We start from the raw sequence: 26,576 nt of genomic DNA, 5'->3' as shown, positions 1-26,576 counted from the left end.
ACAACCCTCCCCTTAAGGTTAGAGTGATTATAACAAGATAGAGACATAAATAAAACAATTTTTCGAAATTTAAATTATATTAGTGATTTGAACCGATTACGACGCTTCTTCTAGCGACGTAACTTAAATCAGTTAGAGTTTAAAAGATGTCAGTGGTGGAATGAAGAAAGTGTCTGAGAAATTTGCCTTTGAAAAGGAGAATAAAGATGAATAGATTACAAGATAAGATAGTTGTAGTGACTGGAGCACATACAGGTATAGGTGCAGCAGCGGCGAAAGCAGTGGCATTAGAAGGGGCGCACGTCTTAGCTGTTGATATTTCTAATGATGTTAATGAGACAGTGCGAGAAATTAAGGATGAGGGTGGCAAAGCTACGGCGTTTATAGTGGATGTCTCTGACCAGAGTGAAATTGAAACATTTGTCCAAACTGTAGAACGACAATATGGTCGTGTTGATGCTTTGTTTAATAATGCTGGAGTCGATAATGGCGCAGGACGCATACATGAATACCCTATGGAAGTGTTTGATAAGATCATGAATGTTGATTTGCGTGGCACATTTATGATGACCAAATTCGTGCTTCCGCTTATGCTTGAAAATGGCGGCTCTATCATTAATACATCTTCTTTTTCAGGTCAAGCTGCTGATTTATATCGCTCAGGATATAATGCTGCTAAAGGCGGCGTGATCAACTTTACGCGTTCAACTGCGATCGAATACGGCCGTAACAATATACGTGCCAATGCGATAGCACCAGGTACGATAGAAACGCCGTTAGTCGACAAACTAACAGGAACGCAAGATGATGAAGAAGGCAAGACTTTCCGTGAGAATCAAAAGTGGATGACGCCTCTAGGTCGGTTAGGGAAGCCTGAAGAAGTTGCGAAACTGGTTGTTTTTCTAGCTTCAGATGAAAGTTCATTTATAACTGGAGAGACGATTAGAATAGATGGTGGTGTAATGGCGTATACATGGCCTGGAGAAATGTTAAGTGATGACTACTGGAAGCGGACGATAGATGAATAAGTGAAATTAACGAGTAAATCCGAGATTTAAATAGTCAGTATAAAGTTCCGAGCCCTCGATTTGGTGTGAAAGCATACTTATCACACGGCGAGGGTTCTCATTTGTGTTATAGAGGCAAGAGTTAGGACTATTGTATGACTATAATCACGAGGGATTAAGGTGATCTATAATACGCCGTTACGAGACTTTTGTTCTCAATCTTAAAATGTGGTATGTCTAGCATATGATGTGGAAAGGATGACAGTCGTGTTTAAAACAAAAAAGCATAAAGCGCCTTCGAAAATCTATTCATTTTGGCAAGCAAGTTCCATGGTGAAACGCGATTATTGGTTGATTCCTCTTTATTTTATCGTGCCAGCTATTGTCGAACTCGTCATCAAGCTTCTCTTTAGTATATTCATACCCGAGTTTAATCAGTCTGGTGAGGATTCAATTGTTAGCAATACAGCAAGTTTGATAGCTGATACGCTAGGGCTTTTACTTATACTACTAGTTTTCTATCTCATGCACCGACGTCATCATTTGTTAAAGGTAGCAAGGCAACGTTTTAAAGCTGTAAGATACTATATCTTCTTAATTGTAGTGACCTATATCATCACCATTTTATTAGAAACTGGCTACGACTGGCTAACTCAGTTCTTGCCTAAATCACTGCAGTTTAATGAAACGCAAAATGAAGAGTCGGTCAATCAACTATTTCATGTTGGCTGGTTAATGCCTATTACTGTGATAAACGTAGCGATTATCACTCCATTTGTTGAAGAGTTGATCTTTAGACATTTAATTATTCATGAGTTAGGTAAAAAGATTACATATCAAGTTGCAGCAGCATTATCTGTATTTCTCTTTACTAGTGTGCATGTCATTGGTGCCACGTCCCCTTTTGAATTTGGCTCGTATCTCTTTATTGCAATTGGAATTGTGTTTGTCTATATGAAGTCAGAGCGTAATCTTGCTGTAAGTATTACTTTTCACATGCTCTGTAATTTGATCGCCAGTATAGCGAATATCGTCAATGGGAGTTAACGCTTTTACTTTATTCTTCAACTGTAACCTGAGATAACAGGTTAAACCTAAGAGTAAGATCGGGATAAATGCGTTTAGGAATTGAAGAGAAGCGGGACATGAGGCTGGGATATAAAGGTCTTTGACTAGAGAGAAAGAGGCTGGGACATAAAGTAATGTCTCAGCTTCTTTTATCATCTTGGCAGTAGATGACTGATTTGAAAATGCGCTTGTATCAAGCTTTTTTCAATTCTAGTCATCCTTGCCGGGGCGGGACTACGAAATCTTTTTAGTCAAATTAGATTTCTGTCCCGCTCCCTTCAACATCTCGGCAGTAGATGACTGATTTGAAAATGCGCTTGTATCAAGCTTTTTTCAATTCTAGTCATCCTTGCCGGAGCGGGACTACGAAATCTTTTTAGTCAAATTAGATTTATGTCCCGCTCCCGAATCATGAGCGTTTCTGTCGACACTCCTGCTTTTGGGACGCCGTTCATCGATTACCCAGAACAGAAACTTTAAATCTCACCCTGTCCCCTAATATTGAGAGTTATAAAGATAAAAGCTAACTCTCAATTTAACCCACTGAATGACACTTTCAGTGAAATTTAAATTATGTATAATTTATTTTGTATAATTAGGGAATAAGAAATTAATAGCTATTAATGTTAAAAAGGAGATAGCCATATGTTGGAATTAAAAAATGTGTCATATCAAGTTAACAAACGAACAATTATTGATAGTATTAATTTTAAGCTCAACAAAGGTGATACAGTTGCGATTGTCGGACCTTCCGGTAGTGGGAAGAGTACGTTTTTAAGGTTAATCGATAATTTAATTAGCCCGACATCTGGAAAGATTTATTTCGAAGGGAAAGATTATGAAGACATTCAACCTGAACAATTGCGTAAAGAAATTAGCTATTTGCTTCAAGAAAGTGACTTATTTGATCACACTATAGGGGAGAACCTCGCCTTTCCAGCTGAAGTACGTAATGACAGTTTCGATAAAAAGCGTGCAAAAAAACTGCTTAAAGCTGTGGGGCTAGGGCATTATGATTTCAATACGGATGTACGACCGCTTTCGGGAGGGGAACGTCAACGGATTACGATCGCCAGACAGTTGATGTATACGCCCAAGATTCTGCTATTAGATGAAGCGACTAGCGCGCTGGATACGCAAAATAGTGAGAAGATAGAAAAGTTAATCTTCGAACTCGCTAAACAGGATGTAGCCATCTTGTGGATCACACATAGTAATGATCAAAGTATGAGATATTTCAAGAAGAGAATACGTCTCGTTGATGGAAAAATAGAGAGTGAGGAGGATCTATCATGAGCACAACTGCCTTAACGATAACTGCTTTATTGTTGCTCTTTCCCATTATCGTCTCTTACGTTGAAAAGTTACATATTATTAAAGATTTAGTCATTGCTACAATAAGAGCGGTTATACAGTTAGTGATATTAGGTTTTATATTACACTTTATTTTTAACGTAGATCAAAAGTGGTTATTACTTATCTTTGTGCTAGTCATTATTATTAATGCTTCATGGAATACTTTAAGCCGTGCTTCTCAAGTCATGCATCATGTTTTCTGGATCTCATTTGTTTCAATCTTTGTAGGCGTAGCTATCCCGCTTGCGGGTGTGATTATTACTGGAGCGATTGACTTTAAACCCAATGAAGTGATACCTATTGCAGGAATGTTAGGCAATAACGGGTTGATTGCTATCAATTTAGCTTATCAAAATTTAGATCGGGAATTTGTTAAACAGATGGATGAGATAGAGTCGAAGTTAGCTTTGGGTGCTGATCCTAAGTTAGCTTCTAAAGCGACAATACGTGAAAGTGTTAAGACAGCAATTGTGCCTACGATAGACTCAGTTAAGACTTATGGATTGGTTTCTATTCCAGGGATGATGACTGGACTTATTATCGGTGGTGTCCCTCCGTTAGAAGCTATTAAATTCCAGTTATTAGTTGTGTTCATCCATACTACAGCGACGATTATTTCTGCTTTGATTGCAACTTATCTAAGCTACCGGCAATTCTTCAATCATCGTAATCAACTCATAGGGCGTAACCTCTGAGTGATCTTTTGGATTTCACAAGCAAGTAATAACTAAAGTGCATATACTTAATTTATAATAGAAATGTTATAGATAAATTTCCGGTTGAGTAAGGATGGGATTTTAAAATGTCAGTGATGCGTGTTGTAACCTTTATACTGTGTACATTTATAGTGGGAATGGTTGAGATGATGGTAGCTGGCATTATGAACTTAATGAGTCACGATTTACATGTTTCAGAAGCTATTATCGGACAACTCGTCACTCTTTATGCGATAACGTTTGCGGTTGCCGGGCCGATATTAGTGCGTTTAACGACTCATTTTCGACCTAAACCGTTACTGTTATGGACGCTAGTATTTTTTATTATAGGTAATATTGTGATCGCAATAGCGCCGAATTTCACTTTATTAGTGATAGGACGTATAGTATCTTCCGCAGCAGCAGCGTTAATTATTGTAAAGATATTAGCGTTAACTGCCATGTTAACTACTCCTATGAATCGAGGTAAGATGATTGGCATTGTCTATTCAGGGTTTAGTGGTGCAAATGTGTTAGGCGTACCTATAGGAACGATGATTGGAGGCGCATTGGGGTGGCGCTACACTTTCGTATTTATAGTAGCTGTTAGCTTGATAGCAGGGGTGTTAATGTTTCTTTATCTCCCTTACCTCAAACCCCCAACATCGAAAAACGCTAATCGTTCGATGAGCAATCAATCTAACCATGCTACAGTCTTACGGCCAGCTGAAGTTGCCAAATACTTAGCTATTACATTCTTAATTTTAGTAGCAAATTCTATTACTTTTATTTATATTAATCCTTTGATGCTTAAAAGTGGTCATACTTTATCATTTGTTTCTATCGTTCTGCTAATCAATGGGGTGGCAGGTGTTGCAGGTACATCAATGGGTGGTTTCTTATCTGATAGACTGACTAGTAAACGCTGGCTTATCATTTCTATTATCTCATTTATCATCATGATGTCACTCTTGAACCAACTACTTGCCACATCAATTATTCTTATCTTAGGCATATTTATTTGGAATATTATGCAATGGAGTACTAATCCCGCTGTGCAAAGTGGAATTATTGATCAAGTTGAAGGTGATACCAGTCAAGTCATGAGTTGGAATATGTCGAGCTTAAATGCTGGTATTGGCGTCGGTAGCATAGTTGGAGGCTTGGTAGTTTCTAATTTAAGTGTTTACGCTACGACGTATTTCTCAGCAGGGATAGGTGTATTAGTCTTAATAATAGCAATTAGTTTGAAACAAACATTGAACTATAGCGATTCTGAATTCGAATAATATAATGGGAGCGGGACAGAAATCTTTTTAGTCAAATTAGATTTCTGTCCCGCTCCCAGTTATCGAAAAAACTTCGAGGTCTTCGTAAATTTACGAGGATCTCGAAGTTTGTGCTTTAATAATATGCTGTATAGCACAACGTACTACCCATTTCCACATGTTTAATTATCGGCAGCACGTTTGAATTTAAAGTTAAATGGTAATCACACCCATTAATATAGCAATCGCTAGCATAATTATAGCAAAGCCCCAAATCCAGAAGAATGCATATTTAATGTAAGTTCCCATATTGGCTTCGGCTAGTCCAATTGCTAACCACAAAGCAGGTGAGAACGGGCTTACAAACGTACCTATAATGTTACCTATCAACATGGCATAGGCGGTAGAAGTTGGAGCTACACCAAATTGATGCGCAGTCTGCTCGACTATTGGTAAGAGTGCAAAGTAATAAGCATCCGTGCTCGTTAACAAATCGAGAGGAACACCGAATATACCGACTATGATATGTAAGTATGGACCAACCCCATCAGGAATAACTTTGATGAAATTGACTGCAATAGCTTTCAACATACCTGTTTCGTTTAATATGCCGAGAAACATGCCTGCCGCAATGATAACTGCTGCCATCATTAAGGCGTTAGGGGCATGGGCTTTCAAGCGGTCCATTTGTTCATCCACATCTTTAAAGTTAATGATAAGAGCTAAGGCAGTACCTATCAAGAAAGCGAATTCTGGTGGTGCCCAATTCGCTAACATGGCAACGATTACAACGAGTGTCAACACTACATTAACCCAAATGATCCAAGGTTGACTTACTGCACGCCCACGCACAGGAAACTTAATATCTTGGTCATATTCATAGTCTTTAACTAACTTATGAATATCGATATTTTGCGTATCTTTGATTTCACCTTGTTGTATGAGTCGGCGAATTCTACGTTGTTCGCGCCAACCTAGAAATGCTGAAAAGATAAGAACCAGTATCACGCCTACGATTTGCACTGGTATGACGCCGTACCATAAAGCATTTACATCTTTCTCATGCAGCACTGTCGCAGTTCGAGCCATGGGGCCGCCCCAAGGAATCATATTGATGATTGAAGCGCTTAGCCCTAGTATTAATATAAGTAAATAGCGATTCATATTTAAAGCGCGATATAAGGGTAACAAAGCAGGTATAGATAGTAAGAACGTTGTTGCCCCAGCACCGTCGAGTTGAATAAAAGTACCAATCAGTGCAGTGACGATACAAACGATAATAACATTTCCTCTTGTCAATAATATTAAGCGCTTAACTAAAGGCTTAAAAACGCCACTATCTGACATAATGCCAAAGAAAATAATTGCAAAAACGAACATGATTACAACGTTCATGACTTGTCCTACACCACTGTTAAAGTATTTCACAATGTCGTGTAAGGTATGGCCTAGAATGAGGGCACCAATCACAGGTATAAGTGTCATTCCTACAACTGGACTAATTTTTTTCGCAATCAATAGGCCGACGATAGAAACGATGATTGCGATACCAATTACCGTGAGCCCAACACTATTATCAAACATAACAACATCCCCTTTTTGTTATAATGACTACTGTTCACCCCTTAAGTAGGTTGAGAGATAAAGTTTCTGTGCTCTCTGAAACCGATTAACGGCGACCCAAAAGCAGGATTGTCGACAGAAACGCTTACGATGTGCCAAAATTTGGCACGCAATGTTGCTCATCGTTCAGTTTAGCTCAAGTGCTAAACGCATTCGTCCCAACCTCGTTCTGTATATTATATCAAAAATTTTCAGATAAGTTTATAAATTTCATTTGCAAGAAATTATAATAACACTATTTTGGATTCATCACGTGTGATAAAGTGAATGCTAATGAGGTCATGTAGTCATACGAATGTAAGAGAAGGCAAGGTAGGAGTGATTGAGATGACAGAGAATAAGAGGGAGCGGGACAGAAATCTTTTTTGTTCAAATTAGATTTCTGTCCCGCTCCCATATATGAGTGAGTTAACGCAGTGGCAGGATGAAATAAAGTTATTACGGGAGATCATCCTCCACACAGAACTTGAAGAAGATTATAAATGGAAACATCCCTGTTATACATTAAATGGTAAAAATGTAGTCATCATTCAGGAATTTAAACATTATTGCGCTTTATTATTTGAGAAAGGTGCTATCATGGATGATGCTTATCGAGCGCTTGTTCAACAAACTAAAAATGTCCAAGCAGCTCGTCAACTGCGATTTGAATCAGTTAAGGAAATTGAATCGCGCCAGCAAGAGATTGAATGGTACATTAAAGAAGCCATTCATATTGAAAGATCAGGTAAAAAAGTACCTATGAAGTCCACAGCTGAGTATGATATGCCAGAAGAACTAGCAGATGCTTTGGAGAGAGATGATAAGTTTAAAGAAGCGTTTGAGAATCTTACACCTGGTCGTCAACGGCAGTACATGTATCATATTGGACAAGCTAAGAAGAGTGATACGAGAGAGAAGAGGGTGAAGAAGTATTATCAACATATTCTTAATGGTAAAGGGATGAATGATAAATAAAGATGATAAATCAATGATGTTCCAGGTATGATAACATGAATGATAATGATGCCTGGACTCGATGACGATGTGACTTTTCACTTGAATAGGGGTATAATTACTATTAGATAGACAACACGCAATAGAAGTAACTTTTGTAGTGAATAATAACTTATGTTGACCTCAACTAGTAAGCTCTATCATATTATACTACATATAAATATTTGATCATTGCTATTACGAGAGGGTCTTTTGTGCTTGTTTTTACTTATTCTAAAATTTGTAGACTTCACATGAGGCCCTTAACTATTTGTAATATTGTTACAGATAGAATTACGATAGAAAGGAATTTGAGACATGTTAAGCATTAAGAACTTATCAAAAATATATTCAGGTCAAAAGAAAGCTGTCGATAACATGTCACTTGAGATAAACTCAGGTGAATTTGTCGCTTTTATCGGAACGAGTGGAAGTGGTAAGACGACAGCTTTACGTATGATCAACCGAATGATTGAAGCGACAGAAGGTCAGATCACGATGGATGGTAAAGACATTCGCAAGATGGATCCTGTAGAATTACGACGGAGTATTGGATATGTCATCCAGCAAATAGGTCTGATGCCTCATATGACAATTAAGGAAAATATAGTTCTCGTTCCTAAGTTGCTCAAATGGTCAAAGGAAAAAAAGGAAGCTAAAGCTAAGGAATTAATTAAACTAGTGGATTTACCTGAAGACTATTTGGACCGTTATCCATCAGAACTTTCAGGTGGACAGCAACAACGAATAGGGGTTGTTCGCGCCTTAGCTGCAGAGCAAGACATCATCTTAATGGATGAACCATTTGGCGCATTAGATCCAATTACCCGTGATACGTTGCAAGACTTGGTAAAAGAATTGCAACAGAAATTAGGCAAAACCTTTATCTTCGTCACGCATGATATGGATGAAGCAATTAAACTCGCTGATAAGATCTGTATCATGTCGAATGGTAAAGTTGTGCAATATGATACACCCGATAATATTCTTCGAAGTCCAGCTAATGACTTCGTTAGAGACTTTATCGGTCAGAACAGATTAATTCAAGATCGACCTAATATGCGCACAGTTAAAGATGCGATGATACGACCGGTAACCATTCATGCTGACCGTTCGTTAAATGATGCGGTTGAAATCATGAGAGAACGGCGCGTAGATACCATATTTGTAGTTGGGGATGACGAGCGCTTGCTCGGCTATCTAGACATAGAAGATATTAATCAAGGGTTACGTGCAAATCGTGAATTAATCGATACTATGCAACGTGATATCTATCGAGTGCGTGTTGACAGCAAATTACAAGATAGTGTGCGGACGATATTAAAACGGAATGTGCGCAATGTTCCAGTTGTAGATCGTGACGATAAGACATTATTAGGGCTAATTACACGCGCTAATCTTGTCGACATTGTCTATGACAGCATTTGGGGTGAAAGTGAGGATTCCCAACCGGATACAGGCATTGTTGAATCAAATGATATAGGGGTTGATCCATCATGATGGACTTCTTACACAATAATGGTCAAGAATTGTTGAAGAAAGCATGGGAACATCTAGAGATTTCAATCATTGCGTTACTCATTGCCATAGTCGTGGCTGTTCCTATAGGCATTATGCTCTCACGTATGAAGCGCACATCAAACGTAGTTCTCACGCTTGCAGGTGTGCTCCAAACAATTCCAACTCTTGCAGTTCTAGCGATTATGATACCTATTTTCGGAGTAGGTAAAATGGCTGCGATTATCGCTTTATTCATCTACGTACTTCTACCTATACTCAACAATACAGTATTGGGCGTACAAAATATTGATGAAAATTTAAAAGAAGCTGGTAAAAGTATGGGTATGACGCGCTATCAATTGATGAAAGATGTAGAGTTACCACTTGCGTTGCCTCTCATTTTGAGCGGCATACGATTATCAGCTGTATACGTGATTAGTTGGGCTACATTAGCAAGCTATGTAGGTGCTGGAGGGTTAGGAGACTTTGTATTTAATGGACTTAACCTTTATAACGCTAACATGATTATCGCAGCAGCAGTGGGCGTAACTATCTTAGCACTTATAGTAGATTTTGTACTCTCACTTATTGAAAAATGGGCTGTACCTAAAGGGTTAAAAGTATCGAGATAACGAGGAGGAGAACATGATGAAAAAGTTTAAAACGTTATTAGTTGTGCCCTTATTGTGTCTCACTGTGTTATCTGGATGTAGCTTGCCTGGTCTCGGCGGTAGCAGTTCAGATAATGAAGTGAAAATTACCGCAGTAAGTAATACAGAATCGCAAATCATGGCACACATGGTAAGGCTAATTATAGAACATGACACGAAAGGCAAAGTTAGACCTACTTTAGTGAACAATCTTGGTTCTAGTACGATACAACACAAAGCGATCACGACTGGCGATGCCAACATGTCAGGCGCTCGTTATACGGGTACAGATTTAACAGGAGCATTAAATGAGAAACCAATTAAAGATCCTAAGAAAGCGTTAGAAGCTACTCAAAAGGGATTTAGAGATAAATACGATTCAAAGTTCTTTAATTCATATGGTTTTGCGAACACATATGCTTTTATGGTGACCAAAGAAACAGCTAAGAAGTACCATCTCAACACGGTATCAGATTTAGAGAATCATAAGGATTTACGACTAGGAGTAGATAGTTCTTGGATGCAACGTGAAGGCGATGGCTATAAAGGGTTCACTCAAGAATATGGTTTCAGCTTTGATACAGTACGACCTATGCAAATAGGGCTTGTCTATGATGCCTTACATAATAATAAGTTAGATGCAGCGGTAGGTTATTCGACTGACGGACGTATTGCCGCTTATGATCTGAAAATATTAAAGGATGATCGTCGTTTCTTCCCTCCATATGACGCAAGTCCATTTGCAACAAATAAAGTATTGAAGAAACATCCTGAGATCAAACCTGCCGTATCTAAACTAGAAGGAAAGATTTCTACGAAACAGATGCAAGAACTGAATTACGAGGCTGACGGCGAAGGCAAAGAACCTGCCGTAGTAGCTGAGAATTTCTTGAAGAAACATCACTACTTTGATAAAGAGAAAGGTGGTCGACCGTAATGTCAGGTAATTTATTACAACAGCTAGGCGAATATTATTCTACAAACTTTGGCTACCTCATGGATCTATTCTTTAAACATTTACTGATGTCGGTCTATGGCGTGTTATTCGCCTCTATTATCGGCATACCGATTGGCATATTTATAGCGCGTTACTCTAAGCTATCATGGATTGTAATTACAATTGCCAACATTATTCAGACCGTGCCGGTCATTGCCATGTTAGCTATACTCATGTTAGTTATGGGGCTTGGTCCTAATACAGTCGTCTTTACCGTCTTCTTATATGCACTGTTGCCTATTATTAAAAACACCTATACAGGAATTCAAGGTGTTGATGAAAATATCAAAGATGCAGGTAAAGGAATGGGGATGACAGGTAATCAAGTCTTACGTTTAATTGAACTTCCGCTATCTCTTTCTGTCATATTAGGCGGTGTGCGAATCGCTTTAGTAGTGGCAATCGGTGTCGTAGCAGTCGGTTCATTCATAGGTGCGCCCACACTGGGGGACATCGTCATTCGAGGTACAAACGCGACAGATGGGACAACGTTTATTCTAGCTGGAGCTATTCCTATAGCGTTAATTGCAGTTATCATTGACGTTGTACTGCGCATACTTGAAAAACGCTTAGACCCTACGCACACATCAAAGCGCAACAAACCACAACGCATTAATTAGTATAGAGGTGTAAATATCAATGGCACTCATTTATTTAAATTATCGCACCAAGGTTTTAGGCATGCATCAAAATCTCACTATTATTCTTCCGGATGACGCGAGTTACTTCGATCCTAATCAAAAAGCTAGACCCTTAAAGACTCTTATGCTTCTCCATGGTTTGTCTAGTGACGAAACGACTTATCTAAGGTATACAAGTATAGAGCGTTATGCGAATCAATATCAACTCGCTATAATTATGCCGCGAGCAGATCATAGCGGTTATGCGAATATGGTATATGGACACAGTTACTTTGATTACATTATTGAAGTGTGGAACTATGCACATCAAATACTTCCTTTGTCTCTAAAAAGAGAAGATAATTTCATCGCGGGCCATTCAATGGGAGGATATGGAACGCTGCGGTTTGCATTGAAAAAAGGATCGCTCTTTGGTAAAGCTTGTCCAATGTCAGCTGTGTTTGATGCGCAACAACTCATCAATATTGATTGGCATGATTTTTCAGGAGAAGCGATTACTGGTGAGAACACCAATATTACAGGAACTGACTTAGATCTTTATCACTTACTAAATGAAGCGAAGAGACTAGACAAAGAGATACCAGAATTATTGATCATGTGTGGTGAAGAGGACGAATTATACTTGGATAATCAACGAATGATACGTTATTTAGATCAGTTAGGTATCAAGTATCAGTTTGAAAGTGATACAGGAAGTCACGATTATGCTTATTGGGATAAAGCTATTGCTCGTGTAATTGAATGGTGTTGCACTGACAAAGAAGCATAATTAGAATCTCGGAATAATTGCCTGGGTAGACAATGAAGTATTTACATGCTAACTTTCTGCATTATTAACTGCACTAGTGAATAGCATCGTCCGTTATAGTTAGTCTTAAGAGAACGTGAGAGACCATGAAGTCTTTAGTATTTGATTAACTGTAGGGGTTGGCATCCACACTCAATTCCATAGTTCCTTCAACTGAATATTAATATTAAAGCCAGCACTGAGTCTGACGCCGAGAAAAATCTTTCTCATGGGCATTTGACTCAAAGTGCTGGCTTAATTTCACCCTATATTTTATATTACTATTTCAAACAAAGAGTTGGGACAGTAGTGGTGCTACGACAACTACTACGACACCTACAAGTACTAGCGAGATACTAGCCATTGATTCCTCTGTCTCGCCAAATTCTTGAGAAGCTGCTACACCGAGGGAATGACCACTTGTTCCTAAAGCTAGGCCGCGAGCAATAGGATTATTAATACGGAATAAACGGATCATTTTAGCACCTAAGGCATAGATGATAACTCCATTCAGTATACAAGCTAGTGAAGTGAGCTCTTTCAAGCCGTGAATACCGTCAGATACAGGTAAAGCGATTGCAGTAGTTGCAGCTTGAGGTAACATTGAATTGATAATCTGGTCAGAGAATAATGCGACCTTACCTATTAAGATAATAAGTAGAAGGGCTATAAGCGTTCCAATGACCAAGCTACCAAATATTTGGAACCAGTAACGTTTTAATACTTCTCTTTTCTTATATAGAGGTATAGCGAAGCACATTGTTGCGGGTTCTAAGAAGAAGTTAACGATGTCGCCTCCAATCCTATAATTTGCATAACTAATACCTGTAACTTTTAAGAAAACTATACCCACTACCATACCTACGAATAGGGGTGCTAATAGGAAGAAGCCATTTGTTTTCTTAAAAAAATAAGTAGCCACAGTGAATGGGACTACTGAAAGTAAAATCCCGAAATAAGGTGTGTGAATGATTAAATCTATGATGTGTTGCATTATTTATGTCCCCCTTCAACTATAGAGTCTCGTTCTTTCTTGTTAGTGAACTTCATCAACAGCTGAGAGGTAAATCCTGTGCACAATAATAGCAGTATTGTTGAGATGATAATTAATAAGATGATGAGAATTGGACTTGAGCTGAGCACCCCAAGTGAATTGATAACTGATATTCCAGCAGGTACGAAGAATAGGCCAATATTATTAGTTAAAGCAGTACCTACTGACTCTACTTGGCCGAGTTTAACGATTCCCGTACATAAAGCGATGAAGAGTAAGACAAGTCCTACGACTGAGCCAGGCATCGGCACAGGGGATAGGCCTTCTATCACTTTTGAGATGAGTAAGATGATACCTAACACGGTAACTTGATGTAAGAAGGTATAAGTTTTGCTCTCTTTTTGTCGTGCTTCTGGTTTGTGTCTGTCAGTTTGATCGGTTGCCATCGATTACATCCTCCCTTTTCCATTTCAACTTAATTATAAGAAAAGAAAGGGATGTAAGGGCGTTTTCATACTGAAATGCAAGATGTTCGAGCTGAGTTGCACAATATGAAACTTGACTCTCAATCTAGACCTAATTGGTGTTTGAAACCTTTCATATATGAGCGACTGACTTGAAACTTTAACTGATTAGTCATCGTTAATTGATACGTATAATTAAACCAGTGTTCTACCGTTTCAATATGTTTCTTATTGATTATCGTAGCTCTATGAATACGCAAGAAATTTGGATTTCTTAAACGATCTGCATAATGACTTAACGGTAGGTGCGTGACATAATTTTGCTTCAGAGTATTGATTGTAGTTATGCCGTTTTGAACTGATATCGCTATGATGTCTTGTGGATTTAATAAATGTATACGATCTTCCATTTCTACCGGTAGCTTGTCTGACTGTGCTTCGTAATTGTCATCGTAGTTAGCGTGAGCTTTTTTTAAATTTGAACCTTCATCGAGTGAACGCGTATGAGTGCGCCGAGTCACTTTAGCTAGTGCTTGCTCAATTCGAGATTTATCAAAGGGTTTAAGAATATAATCGGTAGCATCAAGCTCAAAAGCCTTAACTGCATAGGTGTCGTGTGCGGTGGCAAAGATGATGTGTGGGTGGTGAGGCATTTGATTTATCTTTGAAGCCATATCTAGCCCACTTTCATCCATCAAATTTATGTCTAAAAAGACCACATCATATTGATTTAACAGCAATAATTCTAGTGTTTCTTGGATGGTTTCTGCTTCTGATATTAAGTCAAAAGATCGTATTTCCTTTAATAAGTAATGGAGTTCATTACGCGCTAAGGGTTCGTCGTCAACAATGATGACTTTCATAATTTATGCCTCCTGGTTGCGATGTTGTAAACAAGGTATGTCACAATAAATAGACGTACCTTTATCAGTTGAATCGAAATGTAAGCGAGAATAAGTCCCGAAGAGACCGGTTAACCTTTTATTTAAATTCTCAAGTGCACTGCCCGTTCCTGTATAGGAAGTCACTTGCTGTTTGCCTAGTTGCTGGACTAAATGCGGAGGGATGCCATGTCCGTTATCAGTTACGTTTAGTCTTAAGTAGTGGGCATGAAATGACGCATTGACTTGGATAACATTATTTTTGCGTCGATGTGTAAAAGCATGTTTAATAGCATTTTCGATAAGTATTTGTAACACGAAAGGTGGAACAGAAGTTTGTTTCGCCTGCGGAGCTATATCGAAATGAATAGTGAATCGATTGGGATATCTTGCTTGCTCTAAAGATATATATGCGTTCACTTGTGCCAGTTCTTGTTCTAGGGTAATGACATTATCTCGTGCCCCTTGTAAGTTTGATCGGAAGAATTGGCTTAATTGTAGTAATAGTTCACGCGCCTTTTCAGTATTGATGCGTATCATAGCTGAAATCGTGTTAATTGCGTTAAAGAAAAAGTGTGGATTGACTTGGGCTTGCAGTGACTTGATTTCAGCATCGCGCAATAATGCGCTTTGCATCTCAGCGTGGCCCAGTTCAAGTTGACTTGAGAATATCTCGGCTAAACCTGAAGCCATTTGTTTATCTGAGGTCGTAATGATGGTCTTATCTGTAAAATACAATTTCAAAGTTCCGGCTACGCTATTGTTAAGATGAAGCGGAACTACAATGGCAGCTTCCAGTGGACAATGAGGGTTGTTGCATCCAATTTCTTCACGTGAATACGCTTCTTTTAAAGTATTCGTATGAATAGCTTCCTTCGATAAATGAGTGATGATGGCTTTCTGAGCTACATGGTGATCATTGCCTGCTCCCACATGTGTGAGAATATCATGCCGATTTGTGATAGCTACTGCAGACACTTGCATTAAATTTAAAATAATTTCAGCAGCTTCTTTGGCAGAGTGTTCATTCAAACCTGAACGAAAGTACGGCAATGTGGCGTTAGCCAATTGTAAGACGTCATGTGTTTGAATCGCTCGAGTTTCTTCTTCGTGACGTATCGTAGATAATATGATAGACATAAATATTGCTGTCCCAATTGAATTGATGAGGATCATAGGAATCGAGATGAAACGAAAGAGGTTCCACGACAATTCAGGATGATGAGAGAAGACGAGAATACATAGCATTTGAATGACTTCGCTGCCCACTCCCACCATGGCACCTTTAAATGCAGTAGGGTAGCGGTTGGATTTTAATGCTTTATAGCCAAAATAGCCTGACAAGAGTGCGATGAACACGGACGATATGAAATAAGTATATGCATCAGCTCCCCCGATATAAACTCTAAATAGACCAGATACTACACCTACTACTAATGCTACATAAGGACCACCGATTAATCCTGCAACACCTATCGTCAGGACTCTTGTGTTAGCCATAGAAGCATCTGGAGGTAAATGTTGATAAAGCGTACCACTGATGACTTCACCTCCTCTAATTTGGACACCAGTAAAGTTTGAAAGAATAGAGAAGAAGGTGAATAGAATTATTAATTTTATCTTTGAATGAGACTCGCTACGGCGATTCATTAAATTTTTAAAATAAGGAATATTCATCAATATATATGCGAGCAGTATGATGAGGCCCATACGCTCAAGTAAGAGCATAAATAAATTAAGCATTACGACACCTTTTTTTAATGTATTATTCATCATTATACTACAGTTAAAAATTTTATAGCAAAATATAATTGATATTTTACACTTTAATAGTGTTAATGAAAAGTTAGTTGTAGTAATTGTAGTTAGAGTTAAAGTTATTAGCTTTTTTTATATTAAAATGTTATTTTAGAAGTCAGGAAATCATAAAGAATAATAAAAAATTCCGAACAACCTTTATGATAAATCTATTTCAAGTATATTTCTAAAAGATATAATTTTAGTCAAAATTGAGTAAACTATCACTAAACATGTGGACAGTTATTAATTAAATAATCTAGACGTCGAATGTTAAGATTAACGTTTTGAAGTTATTGAGTCAGTAGTTGTTTAAATGCTTAAGCGACAGCGCTCCCAAGCTTAAAATACTGAATGAGACTAGGATAAGCGAATGAGGCAGGGACATAAAGGTCTTTGACTAGAGAGAATGAGGCTGGGACATAATGTAATGTCTTAGCCTCTTTCAGCATTTTGGCAGTAGATGACTGATTTGAAAATGCGCTTGTATCAAGCTTTTTTCAATTCTAGTCATCCTTGCCGGGGCGGGACTACGAAATCTTTTTATTCAAATTAGATTTCTGTCCCGCTCCCTCTTCAACATCTCGGCAGTAGATGACTGATTTGAAAACGCGCTAGTATCAAGCTTTTTTCAATTCTAGTCATCTTTGCCGGGGCGGGATTACGAAATCTTTTTAGTCAAACTAGATTTCTGTCCCACTCCCATGGGAGGAAGCAATGTAGTGCTCAATAGTTTCAAAACCTTTATTTATTTTAAGGCTTTTGTTGGAGGAGATAAATATATGAATAAAGCACGAACCTTTGAAGGGGATAACCGTTTATTAGCAGGGATCTTCTTAAGCGTCATCACGTTCTGGTTATTTGCTAATTCTTTAGTTAATGTAGTGCCTACACTTCAAGAATCATTTGATGCTCAGATGGGTGTGATTAACGCTGCAGTGAGTCTCACCGCTTTATTGTGTGGACTTCTAGTAGTTGGAGCAGGTGGATTGGCTGATAAATACGGTAGAATGAAACTCACTTATATCGGTCTAATTCTCAGTATTATAGGGTCAGCATTAATTATTATTCCAGGCTCCTCATCTTTTTTAATCATCGGGAGGGCTATTCAAGGTATTTCAGGCGCCTGTATCATGCCTGCCACGCTTGCTATTATCAATACTTATTATATCGGAACACATAGACAACGTGCTTTAACTTATTGGTCAATAGGTTCATGGGGCGGCTCTGGTATTTGTTCAGTATTTGGTGGCTTTATGGCGACATATGTAGGATGGCGTTCAATCTTTATCATTTCTATAATAGTAGCTTTACTAAGTATGCTTCTAATCAAACATACTCCTGAGTCAAAGGCTCCTAAAGACGAGAAGTCATCAAGCGAAAGATTTGATTTCTTAGGTTTAATATTACTTGTTGTGGCAATGTTAAGCATTAATATGATTATCACTCAAGCGTCAGATTATGGTCTATTTTCTTTCAGCATAATGGGTTTGTCAGGTTTGTTTCTATTGTCATTAATTGCTTTTATCATATGGGAAAATAAATATGCCAATCCATTAATAGATTTTAATTTATTTAAACATAAAGGTTATACAGGTGCTACTTTGTCTAATTTCTTACTCAATGCTGTCTTTGGTACGACTATCGTTGCTAACACTTATTTTCAATCTGGTTTGAACTTCAAAGAATCTCAAGCTGGGTATATAACCTTAACGTACCTCATTTCCGTTCTACTGATGATACCTGTAGGTGAGAAGGTGCTTCAGGTGATGGGACCTAAACGCCCAATGATGATAGGAGCAAGTTTAAACGCTCTAGGTATCATACTTTTAATGATGGTGTTTTTGCCTCCTACAGTTTATGTCACTACATGTATCATAGGCTATTTAATTTATGGTTTAGGTTTAGGTATGTATGCTACGCCTTCAACGGATACGGCTGTTTCTACAGCGCCCGATGATAAGGTCGGAGTTGCTTCAGGCGTTTATAAGATGGCTTCATCATTAGGTAATTCATTTGGTCTAGCTATTTCAAGTACTTTATTTTCTATGATGAGTGCTAGAATGAGTGCAGAAGTAGGTATAACCACGGGACTAGGGTTTAATTTACTCTGTGCATTGCTCGCTTTGATACTCATATGGTGTTTAGTGCCGAAAGGCAAGTGAGGTCGGGGCAAAAGCATTTAAGATTTGAGCAGGGGGCCCCAACATAGAGAAACTGTTAAACCAGTTTCAACAAGCAATGCGAGTTGGGGTGGGCCTCAACAAAGAGAAACTGGGACATAATGTAATGTCTCAGTCTCTTTCAGCATCTTGGCAGTAGATGACTGATTTGAAAATGCGCTTGTATCAAGCTTTTTTCAATTCTAGTCATCTTTGCCGGGGCGGGACCACGAAATCTTTTTATTCAAATTAAATTTCTGTCCCGCTCCCTCTTTCAGCATCTTGGCAGTAGATGACTGATTTGAAAACGCGCTTGTATCAAGCTTTTTTCAATTCTAGTCATCCTTGCCTGGGCGGGACTACGAAATCTTTTTGTTCAAATTAGATTTCTGTCCCGTTCCCGAATCGTGAGCGTATCTGTCGATAATCCTGCTTTTGGGACGCCGTTCGTCGGTTTCAGAAAGCACAGAAACTTTATGTCTCAACCTCAATAAGACGCTGGGATTAAACTTAGGAAGGCTTTTAGAGAAGAGATACTGATTTTTACCGGTAAATGTCTGCTTGGTGAGCTTTGAAATAATTGTCAGCTTTATAGCACTTATTGTTCAATGCTCATCATCATAGCCTTTTACCTTTAAAGAAAGTATAAGTTGATAGGCTGAAATGACTAAGATATATATAAAATCTCATAAACGGGTAAAAGGATTATAAATCTCAAATAAGTGAGGTGTTAATAATGACACAAATTTCATGTAAGAGAATAGTATTAACCGGGATAGCTGGCGGCTTGCTTGCAGGAGCAGTTAAATTTGGTTGGGAAGGCCTATTTCCACCTAGAACGCCTGAAAGAGAAGAGGAACCGCCACCGCTTACGTTATTAAACCGATTAAATGTATCAGATAAAGTAAAAGATTATAGAGTAGTGTATAATCGCAATTTTATACCGGTAGCCGTGATGGGTATTCACTATGGATTTTCTGTAGTTAATGCACTCGTGTACGCGGGTATTGCAGAATATAATCACAGTATAACTCGTCATCGAGGCAGTTGGTTCGGTATTGCGATTCACGTGCTTTTCCATGATCTATTGTTACCTCGTTTGGGCTTAACGCCTAAACTTCAAGATTTACCGCCTCAAGAGCGTGTTTCAGAATTTTTCGGTCACGTTATATGGGCGAATACCATTGAACTTGTACGTCAATCCATTAAAGTACCTGCAGATAAAAGGTAAAGTGGTATAACAAGTATTAATTTCTGATAGCATCTTGATCCCTCGTACCAAGAAGATGTAATAGTGTATAGCAAGCTCATTCACACTATTTGCAATTAGCGTTTCATAAGTATTAGCCAGCACTTTTAGTCGTGTTTGCCTGAGTCGTTTAACAACTTCTCGAAGACGAAACAGAAATCTGTTAAATTAAAAAAGATCTCCTCGGGTTCCTCGATGATGTGGATTAAGGTTAGCTACATTTTGTTAAAATACATTGAGAATTCAGTCACTTACTGCTGAAATTTGAAATGCATATGAAAGGTTATATTTATAGTGGTCACAGCTTTGAAAACGTTAGGCCTTTAGAGCTGTAGACATAAATATCTCAGCAAGCGAAAAACTTCGAGGGAGCGGGACATTACATTATGTCCCAGCCTCCTCTCGAAGTTTTGTTGTAATGAGATGTTGAGTAGCACAACGTACTACTCATTTCTTTAAATTTATTGACATAAGGTCACAACAGGCTTTTCTTTTCAGCCTTTTTTGTCTTAGAAACGACATTCGTGTAAACCTCACAATAACGCTTATAAATACAATTCTAAACCTACAGGATTTATGAAATGGGTTCTGTGACTGATCGTTATGTTGTTTCATGCTTTGACGCAAGTTGTTGTGCTTCAGTTTGAGCTTTGCGCTTATAAACTTTATGCGACAAGTGGTTTTGAACGATTAAGAATAAGCCGCTAAACGTCCAATATAAACCGAGAGCTGAAGCAGAATGTAAGGCGACAAATGTGATGACGATAGGTGATGACACCATCATAATATAGTAAGGTGTTCGCTGCCCCTTAGGATAGTGAATTAAATTAGCTATAGGCTGAATGAAATAGATAATAGCAGCAATAATCGTAATAAATATTTCGGGTTCGGTTAGATTAAACCACAAGAAATGTGGATGGTCGTTTATTCCACCTTTAGAGGGATACTTTAATACTGCAATTAACGCGAATAGTAACGGTATTTGGATTAGTACAGGCAAGCACCCTAGCATGCTCTTCCACGGACTGATTCCGTATTGCTGATACGTTTCAACAAGAGCTTGACGTGCCTCATTCTTCTCCTCGTGATTTTCAGCATGTTTCATACGATCTTTTATCTGATTGATTTGTGGTTTAACGATGTTAGTCTTCTCTCGCATCATATGCAAATTCTTCGTTTGCATGACCATAAATGGCATTAAAATAATCCGCACAAATAAGACTATACAAATAATAGCAAACCCATAATTTCCACCAAACAGTGAACCTAATCCGTGTAGTAAATGGTCTAACGGACTTACAAATGTATTATAAAAGAAGCCCGTGCGGTCATCAGGATTTTTATAATTACATCCTGCGAGTAACGCAGCACAAACGATCAGTAGGAATCCTTTTTTTCTCATTTATAGAAATCCTCCAAGATGTTCTAATTAATAAAACTATTTTAACTTTATCATACTCGATATTGAAGATTAAATTATATGAAAAAGTATTAGTTCTCAAAAATATTTTATATTACATTCTAGGTTGCTGCTTACTAATTATATATACGCTTGGTAAGGACAATCGACATGACGATGAGAGGGAGCGGTCTAACTGAAAGTAGTTACTTCAAATGTTAGTAACAAACTCTAGAAACGCTACAACATGGCTTAGAATTCTATGTTTCAGGTGAATTTAGTTTCATTACTCGCTTGCAACTACGATCTCATTGTAGTTAATATTCTCTCGTACTTGAGCTGCTATGGTCTTGTTAACATGGCCAGCTTCTATTAATTCGTCTAAATATGCGCGTTGAAGGTATAGTCCTTGCTTTTTCTGTGTAGCTGTTTGACTTGGTGACTCTTTATGGATGCGCCGATTTCGACGTCTTAACAAATTAAAGCGATTGTAGTATTCGTATAAGACGATACTGACTTCAAGCACGTTATGGTTATGTTGTTCTTCTTTTAACCGAAGTGTTATATTGTGATGGACGATTCGCATGACTTTAGATACTTCTTTCATGCGGGTCTTAAATTCTACAATTTCTTGTGTAGAAGTGGTTCGTCGTTTAGCGTTATAGCGTAATGCCAACATTTTAATCGATAACTTGAGACGTTGGATATAGGTTGATTCTCGGTATTGAGTAGTATTTTCGATTGCAGTTCGGTAGTGTTGTAAAGTAGAATGATTGATTTTATCCTGTTCGACCAAGCGCTCGAGTGTTTCAGTTTCCACCTCAGATGCGAGCTCCTCTAACCGCTTAACTTCCTTAGCATTCTTATTCTCAGGTTCAATTTGTAGCAGGAATAGCAGCTCCTCAAAGTAAGAGGAAATGATCGCATTATAATCCTCGTCTTTATGTTGCTTCGCTTTTTCTCTAAAGTGAAGGATCACGCGTTCTACGATGAATATTTTGGCTGATTGATAAGACATTGAAGCATCTACACGTTTTTCCTCCGACGGTGTGATGATAGGTAAGACAATTTGAGCTATAACTAAACTAATGAGCACCATGAGTGAAGCAATGAAGAGTAAATCATTTTTGAAAGTGAAGTTCTGATGGTGTGCAAGCGTTGTAGGCAAAGTTAGAGCCATTGAGAGCGAAATGGTACCGTGTATGCCACACATTGTCATGATAAGGGCGTAATGGCTACGTCTAGGTGGCGTTGAACTTTCTTCATCAAGGTAAGACTGAATATTTTTAGGATAGTAAAAATCTTTGAAAAGGATAAATACCCAAATATAACGAAATATATATATGGCTAAAGCGATAAGTAAGGTAGTAATGATCAAAAATTGAATATTCTCGGGCTCGTGTTGCACAATATCTGTCACTACTTTAGGCACGATATAGCCGAGAACTACGAATACAAATCCATTCAATGCGTAGCTCAATGTATCCCATATTTGGTTATAGCTCATTTGTAATTCGGTTTGAGCTCGAATTAAACGGTCGTGTTCGAAGCCGTGTATTAATCCTGCAATAACTACTGCGATAATACCTGAAGCGTGAAGCTCTTCTGCTACAAAGTAAACTATAAAGGGTGTTAATAACTGGATGAATATCAAGGTATTACTATCCTTTAACCCTTTATTGGCTGATAAATAAACGCGGAGTCGAACAATGATAAATCCTATTATAATCCCTATGAGTACACCGATAATAGTAGATATGATGAATTGACTGATAGCGTTAAAGGTCGAGAATGCACCGGTAACAAGTGCCGTAACGGCGATTTTAAACGAAATAATACCGGCTGCATCATTGAGTAACGATTCACCTTCAAGTATAGCCATCGCGCCTTTAGGTAAGATCTTACCTTTAGTAATAGCTTGTACAGCTACGGCATCTGTAGGGCAGAGTATAGCTGCTATCGCAAACGCTGCAGGCATTGGTAAATCAGACCATATCCAATGTATGAAAAAGCCTACTCCGATAACGGTCACGAATACGAGAGTCATCGCCATCAATATAATAGGTTTACGATATTCAAGCAGCTTAGTTCTGGATACATGAGTACCCTCTACAAATAGTAATGGAGCGATGACAGCCATCATAAATACTTCAGAATCAAATTCGAAGTGTAGCGGTATAGGTAAGATAAATAGACCTACGCCTAAAATAATTTGTATGAAGGCCATGGGAATATGAGGCAACCGATTATGTATGATAGAACTAATGACTACGGCTAAGATAAATATTAAGAAGGCTTCTAATAAATACATGATGAACTCCTTATTGTGAAGAGGTCAGGACAAAAGCGTTTAAGAGCTGAGCGGGGGCCCCAACAAAGAGAAACTGGGACATAATGTAATGTCTCAACCTCTTTCAGCCTCTTGGCAGTAGATGACTGATTTGAAAATGCGCTTGTATCAAGCTTTTTTCAATTCTAGTCATCCTTGCCGGGGCGGGACTACGAAATCTTTTTATTCAAATTAGATTTCTGTCCCGCTCCCTTCAACATTTCGACAGTAGATGACTGATTTGAAAACGCGCTTGTATCAAGCTTTTTTCAATTCTAGTCATCTTTGCCGGGGCGGGACCACGAAATCTTTTTATTCAAATTAGATTTCTGTCCCGCTCCCGAATCGTGAACGTTTCTGTCGACAATCCTGCTTTTGGGACACCGTTAACCGGTTTCCCAGAGCACAGAATCTTTATGTCTTTACCTCTTGATAGTGATGAATTGAGATACGCTTATTTTATCACGTCTCCTAGTCATAACACTACTCTATTACATTTTGATAATATTGTATAAGTGTTACAATCGCTCATAATATGAGGCATCGAGGTCAACTAAACAGTATTAAATATTACTGCACCGTGTCCTATATTCACTTAAATTAGTTGGAGTTGTAGCGTGAGGTATGCATTAGTATTAATGAGGCTGGGACATAAATCTCAGCCTCTTTCAGCCTCTTGGCAGTAGATGACTGATTTGAAAATGCGCTTGTATCAAGCTTTTTTCAATTCTAGTCATCCTTGCCGGGGCGGGCCTACGAAATCTTTTTAGTCAAATTAGATTTCTGTCCCGCTCCCTGTTTTGTTATTTCGTGTGAGGACTTTTATAATTAAACTAATGACAAAGTTGAAGGGAGCGAACTATGCGCATAGGTGTTATTTCCGATTTACATATTGATAGACATCCAACACTTTATACTGAGGATTACGTAGAGGCTTTGAGTCTACAAGTGCGTAGAAAGTCTGTAGAATTATTGATTATTGCAGGTGACATCGCCAATCAGTTTGAATTAGTAAATGACTTTTTAAAAGAATTGAAAGGCTATTTAAATATACGCATTCTCTTCATACCTGGAAATCACGATTTCTGGTCAGATCATCAAAGCTATTCTTCTTTAGAAGTCTTAGAAATGTACAAAAGAATGGATGGTTGTTTGTTAGCCCATCCCCACATCATTGATGATGAATGGGCTATTATAGGTCACACAGGTTGGTATGATTACAGTTATGCCAGTAATAAATTTAGCGTAGAGCGGCTAGCGAGGGGGAAATACTATGGTGCAACTTGGCAAGATAAAGTCCGCATTGATTGGCCTTACGAAGATCGTGAATTATCCAAGCATGCAGCACAGCTAATCGAGAACGACCTGCAAAGCATCGGTAACCGTAAAGCTATACTAGTTACACACATCGTTACGCATCCAGCGTTTGCAGTACCTTTACCACATCGTTTGTTTGATTTCTATAATGCATACATAGGCACTTCAGATATCGAGCCGCTATATCGTCGCTTTCCTATAAGGTATAGCGTTATGGGCCATGTGCATTTTAGAAAACGTATGACGGAGAAAGGCATAACTTACATCTGTCCTTGTCTCGGTTACCAACGTCAATGGAGAACGCAGGATATTTCTCAGGAAATAAGTGATGCGCTGCAAGTTATCGATTTATAAGACTAGTCCCGGACCAGACCTAATGAATAAAAGACTAAAGTAGTATATTTCTATGTCGTTCACATATTTTCACTATAGCTCTTAAAGGGAAGCTTCACTTCTTACGTCAACTTCTATTCTTATTTATATAAATACACATTCTACCGGGTGCATCGTAACTCTCTTCCAACGTAGATTTAGCAATACGTATAATTTGATGATGGGAAGGAAATAAGGCCGGGAGCGTCAATGTGTGCTTTAACCATTGGCTCCACAGTGGGTCAATATAATAGTAATAATCATCATCGTAACCTATAAGTACCGTTGTGTGAATATTTGAAGTTACTGTATACTTTTGCCCATCAAAATTAAACGATTTACGCTGAGGCTTTTGTCCCAATACAGTGTTGTAGATTAGTACAGGCTGTCCTCGTTCTATAAGAGTTTCAAGGTCTTCTAAGCTTTTACCCGAGCCATCTTGTATCGCTTCATTATACCGTTTCAAGTAAGGCACAAATGCTTGAGGGAAAATTGTTTGGTGATAACCTATTTTAACGATAAGTTGATGTCCTACATAGCCTTGACGTGGATCATTCTGATGTTTAGGCCAATATTTCATGATGTGTGTAGGACTTATTTGCTGCTGATTATATTGTAAAAGCATGGCAGCACAGACACCTTCACACCCCATTACCATCGGTTTAGGGAACAGCTGACTTAATGGTCTGAGTGGTAATAATTTTTTTGACATGTGCTTTAACCCTTTCTTCCAAAATACTTATTTATTATAACCGAAATTGTCGAAATAATGCTTAATTTATTCGACTTTTTAAGTGAGTAATTAACACAAGGCTCCCTGTCAAATAAGGTCGGGACAATAGCGTTTAGGATTTGAGCAGGGGGCCCCAACACAAAGAAACTGGTACATAATGTAATGTCTCAATCTCTTTCAGTATCTTGGCAGTAGATGACTGATTTGAAAATGCGCTTGTATCAAGCTTTTTTCAATTCTAGTCATCCTTGCCGGGGCGGGACTACGAAATCATTTTATTCAAATTAGATTTCTGTCCCGCTCCCAACAAGC

At 38.3% G+C, this 26,576-nt stretch carries 23 protein-coding genes; 15 read left to right on the top strand and 8 right to left on the bottom strand.

The window, feature by feature from the left end; all coding sequences use genetic code 11:
* Positions 1 to 206 precede the first annotated feature (206 nt).
* The 5 genes from N9R04_RS01180 (at position 207) to N9R04_RS01160 (ending at position 5,415) form a co-directional block, all read left to right on the top strand.
* Positions 207 to 1,028, top strand: coding sequence for an SDR family oxidoreductase (locus N9R04_RS01180; RefSeq protein ID WP_262853747.1), 822 nt, complete (start codon positions 207 to 209; stop codon positions 1,026 to 1,028).
* 246 nt (positions 1,029 to 1,274) lie between these two features.
* Positions 1,275 to 2,054 carry a CPBP family intramembrane glutamic endopeptidase gene (locus N9R04_RS01175; RefSeq protein ID WP_262853745.1) on the top strand — a complete coding sequence of 260 codons (780 nt, stop codon included), beginning with the start codon at positions 1,275 to 1,277 and terminating at the stop codon, positions 2,052 to 2,054.
* A 666-nt stretch (positions 2,055 to 2,720) separates the two neighbouring features.
* Entirely contained in the window at positions 2,721 to 3,371 is a 651-nt protein-coding gene (locus tag N9R04_RS01170) for an ABC transporter ATP-binding protein (RefSeq protein ID WP_262853744.1), read from the top strand.
* The gene (locus N9R04_RS01165; protein ID WP_262853742.1) at positions 3,368 to 4,126 is read left to right on the top strand and encodes an ABC transporter permease; all 759 of its coding nucleotides are present in this window, start codon (positions 3,368 to 3,370) and stop codon (positions 4,124 to 4,126) included. Before N9R04_RS01170 ends, N9R04_RS01165 begins: the two co-directional genes overlap by 4 nt.
* A 107-nt stretch (positions 4,127 to 4,233) precedes the next feature.
* The gene (locus N9R04_RS01160) at positions 4,234 to 5,415 is read left to right on the top strand and encodes an MFS transporter (protein ID WP_262853741.1); all 1,182 of its coding nucleotides are present in this window, start codon (positions 4,234 to 4,236) and stop codon (positions 5,413 to 5,415) included.
* A 192-nt stretch (positions 5,416 to 5,607) separates the two neighbouring features.
* Here N9R04_RS01160 and N9R04_RS01155 read toward each other — a convergent pair whose 3' ends face one another.
* The gene (locus N9R04_RS01155; RefSeq protein ID WP_262853739.1) at positions 5,608 to 6,978 is read right to left on the bottom strand and encodes a CitMHS family transporter; all 1,371 of its coding nucleotides are present in this window, start codon (positions 6,976 to 6,978) and stop codon (positions 5,608 to 5,610) included.
* Between the two features lie 438 nt (positions 6,979 to 7,416).
* Here N9R04_RS01155 and N9R04_RS01150 point away from each other — a divergent pair, with 438 nt between their 5' ends.
* The 6 genes from N9R04_RS01150 to N9R04_RS01125 all read left to right on the top strand — a co-directional run bounded on the left by N9R04_RS01150 (position 7,417) and on the right by N9R04_RS01125 (position 12,549).
* Entirely contained in the window at positions 7,417 to 7,974 is a 558-nt protein-coding gene (locus N9R04_RS01150) for a YdeI/OmpD-associated family protein (protein ID WP_262853737.1), read from the top strand.
* A gap of 336 nt (positions 7,975 to 8,310) precedes the next feature.
* Positions 8,311 to 9,492: a betaine/proline/choline family ABC transporter ATP-binding protein gene (locus tag N9R04_RS01145; RefSeq protein WP_262853735.1), complete on the top strand. Its 1,182-nt coding sequence runs from the start codon at positions 8,311 to 8,313 to the stop codon at positions 9,490 to 9,492.
* Positions 9,489 to 10,124, top strand: a complete 636-nt coding sequence (locus N9R04_RS01140) for an ABC transporter permease (RefSeq protein ID WP_262853734.1) — start codon at positions 9,489 to 9,491, stop codon at positions 10,122 to 10,124. Before N9R04_RS01145 ends, N9R04_RS01140 begins: the two co-directional genes overlap by 4 nt.
* A 16-nt stretch (positions 10,125 to 10,140) precedes the next feature.
* Positions 10,141 to 11,079 (top strand): osmoprotectant ABC transporter substrate-binding protein, encoded by a 939-nt coding sequence (locus tag N9R04_RS01135; RefSeq protein ID WP_262853732.1) that lies wholly within the window; start codon positions 10,141 to 10,143, stop codon positions 11,077 to 11,079.
* On the top strand, positions 11,079 to 11,759 hold the full coding sequence (locus tag N9R04_RS01130) for an ABC transporter permease (RefSeq protein ID WP_262853730.1): 681 nt from the start codon (positions 11,079 to 11,081) through the stop codon (positions 11,757 to 11,759). The genes N9R04_RS01135 and N9R04_RS01130 overlap by 1 nt, the downstream gene beginning before the upstream one ends.
* 19 nt (positions 11,760 to 11,778) lie before the next feature.
* A complete protein-coding gene (locus N9R04_RS01125; RefSeq protein ID WP_262853727.1) occupies positions 11,779 to 12,549 on the top strand; it encodes an alpha/beta hydrolase in 771 nt (256 codons plus the stop codon).
* 304 nt (positions 12,550 to 12,853) lie between these two features.
* On the opposite strand, the gene lrgB is transcribed toward N9R04_RS01125, so the two are convergent.
* The 4 genes from lrgB to N9R04_RS01105 form a co-directional block, all read right to left on the bottom strand.
* Positions 12,854 to 13,561, bottom strand: a complete 708-nt coding sequence (gene lrgB / locus N9R04_RS01120; RefSeq protein ID WP_306439781.1) for an antiholin-like protein LrgB — start codon at positions 13,559 to 13,561, stop codon at positions 12,854 to 12,856.
* Entirely contained in the window at positions 13,561 to 14,007 is a 447-nt protein-coding gene (lrgA, locus tag N9R04_RS01115) for an antiholin-like murein hydrolase modulator LrgA (protein ID WP_262853726.1), read from the bottom strand. Before lrgA ends, lrgB begins: the two co-directional genes overlap by 1 nt.
* A gap of 119 nt (positions 14,008 to 14,126) precedes the next feature.
* Positions 14,127 to 14,888: a response regulator transcription factor LytR gene (locus N9R04_RS01110; protein WP_262853725.1), complete on the bottom strand. Its 762-nt coding sequence runs from the start codon at positions 14,886 to 14,888 to the stop codon at positions 14,127 to 14,129.
* A 3-nt stretch (positions 14,889 to 14,891) separates the two neighbouring features.
* Positions 14,892 to 16,649 (bottom strand): sensor histidine kinase, encoded by a 1,758-nt coding sequence (locus N9R04_RS01105; protein WP_262854341.1) that lies wholly within the window; start codon positions 16,647 to 16,649, stop codon positions 14,892 to 14,894.
* A gap of 836 nt (positions 16,650 to 17,485) precedes the next feature.
* On the opposite strand from N9R04_RS01105, the gene N9R04_RS01100 reads away from it, so the two are divergent.
* Complete coding sequence (locus tag N9R04_RS01100; RefSeq protein ID WP_262854336.1) at positions 17,486 to 18,868, top strand: MFS transporter; 1,383 nt, start codon at positions 17,486 to 17,488, stop codon at positions 18,866 to 18,868.
* Between the two features lie 733 nt (positions 18,869 to 19,601).
* On the top strand, positions 19,602 to 20,096 hold the full coding sequence (locus tag N9R04_RS01095) for a DUF1440 domain-containing protein (protein WP_262853724.1): 495 nt from the start codon (positions 19,602 to 19,604) through the stop codon (positions 20,094 to 20,096).
* A gap of 619 nt (positions 20,097 to 20,715) precedes the next feature.
* Here N9R04_RS01095 and yidC read toward each other — a convergent pair.
* Positions 20,716 to 21,516 carry a membrane protein insertase YidC gene (gene yidC, locus N9R04_RS01090; protein WP_262853723.1) on the bottom strand — a complete coding sequence of 267 codons (801 nt, stop codon included), beginning with the start codon at positions 21,514 to 21,516 and terminating at the stop codon, positions 20,716 to 20,718.
* A 283-nt stretch (positions 21,517 to 21,799) separates the two neighbouring features.
* Complete coding sequence (locus N9R04_RS01085; protein WP_262853722.1) at positions 21,800 to 23,824, bottom strand: cation:proton antiporter; 2,025 nt, start codon at positions 23,822 to 23,824, stop codon at positions 21,800 to 21,802.
* A 365-nt stretch (positions 23,825 to 24,189) separates the two neighbouring features.
* Here N9R04_RS01085 and N9R04_RS01080 point away from each other — a divergent pair, with 365 nt between their 5' ends.
* Both N9R04_RS01080 and N9R04_RS01075 read left to right on the top strand, forming a co-directional pair.
* On the top strand, positions 24,190 to 24,357 hold the full coding sequence (locus N9R04_RS01080) for a hypothetical protein (protein WP_262853721.1): 168 nt from the start codon (positions 24,190 to 24,192) through the stop codon (positions 24,355 to 24,357).
* Positions 24,358 to 24,703: 346 nt separating this feature from the next.
* Positions 24,704 to 25,513, top strand: a complete 810-nt coding sequence (locus N9R04_RS01075; protein ID WP_262853720.1) for a metallophosphoesterase — start codon at positions 24,704 to 24,706, stop codon at positions 25,511 to 25,513.
* Positions 25,514 to 25,619: 106 nt separating this feature from the next.
* Here the strand turns inward: N9R04_RS01075 and N9R04_RS01070 are convergent, their stop codons facing one another.
* On the bottom strand, positions 25,620 to 26,243 hold the full coding sequence (locus tag N9R04_RS01070; protein WP_262853718.1) for a C39 family peptidase: 624 nt from the start codon (positions 26,241 to 26,243) through the stop codon (positions 25,620 to 25,622).
* Between the last annotated feature and the right edge of the window lie 333 nt (positions 26,244 to 26,576).

It is taken from the genome of Staphylococcus marylandisciuri, assembly GCF_025519785.1.
In the GTDB taxonomy this organism is placed as follows: Bacteria; Bacillota; Bacilli; order Staphylococcales; family Staphylococcaceae; genus Staphylococcus; species Staphylococcus marylandisciuri.
Note: the sequence above shows the minus strand (reverse complement) of the source record. Positions and strands in the feature narration are given on the sequence as shown.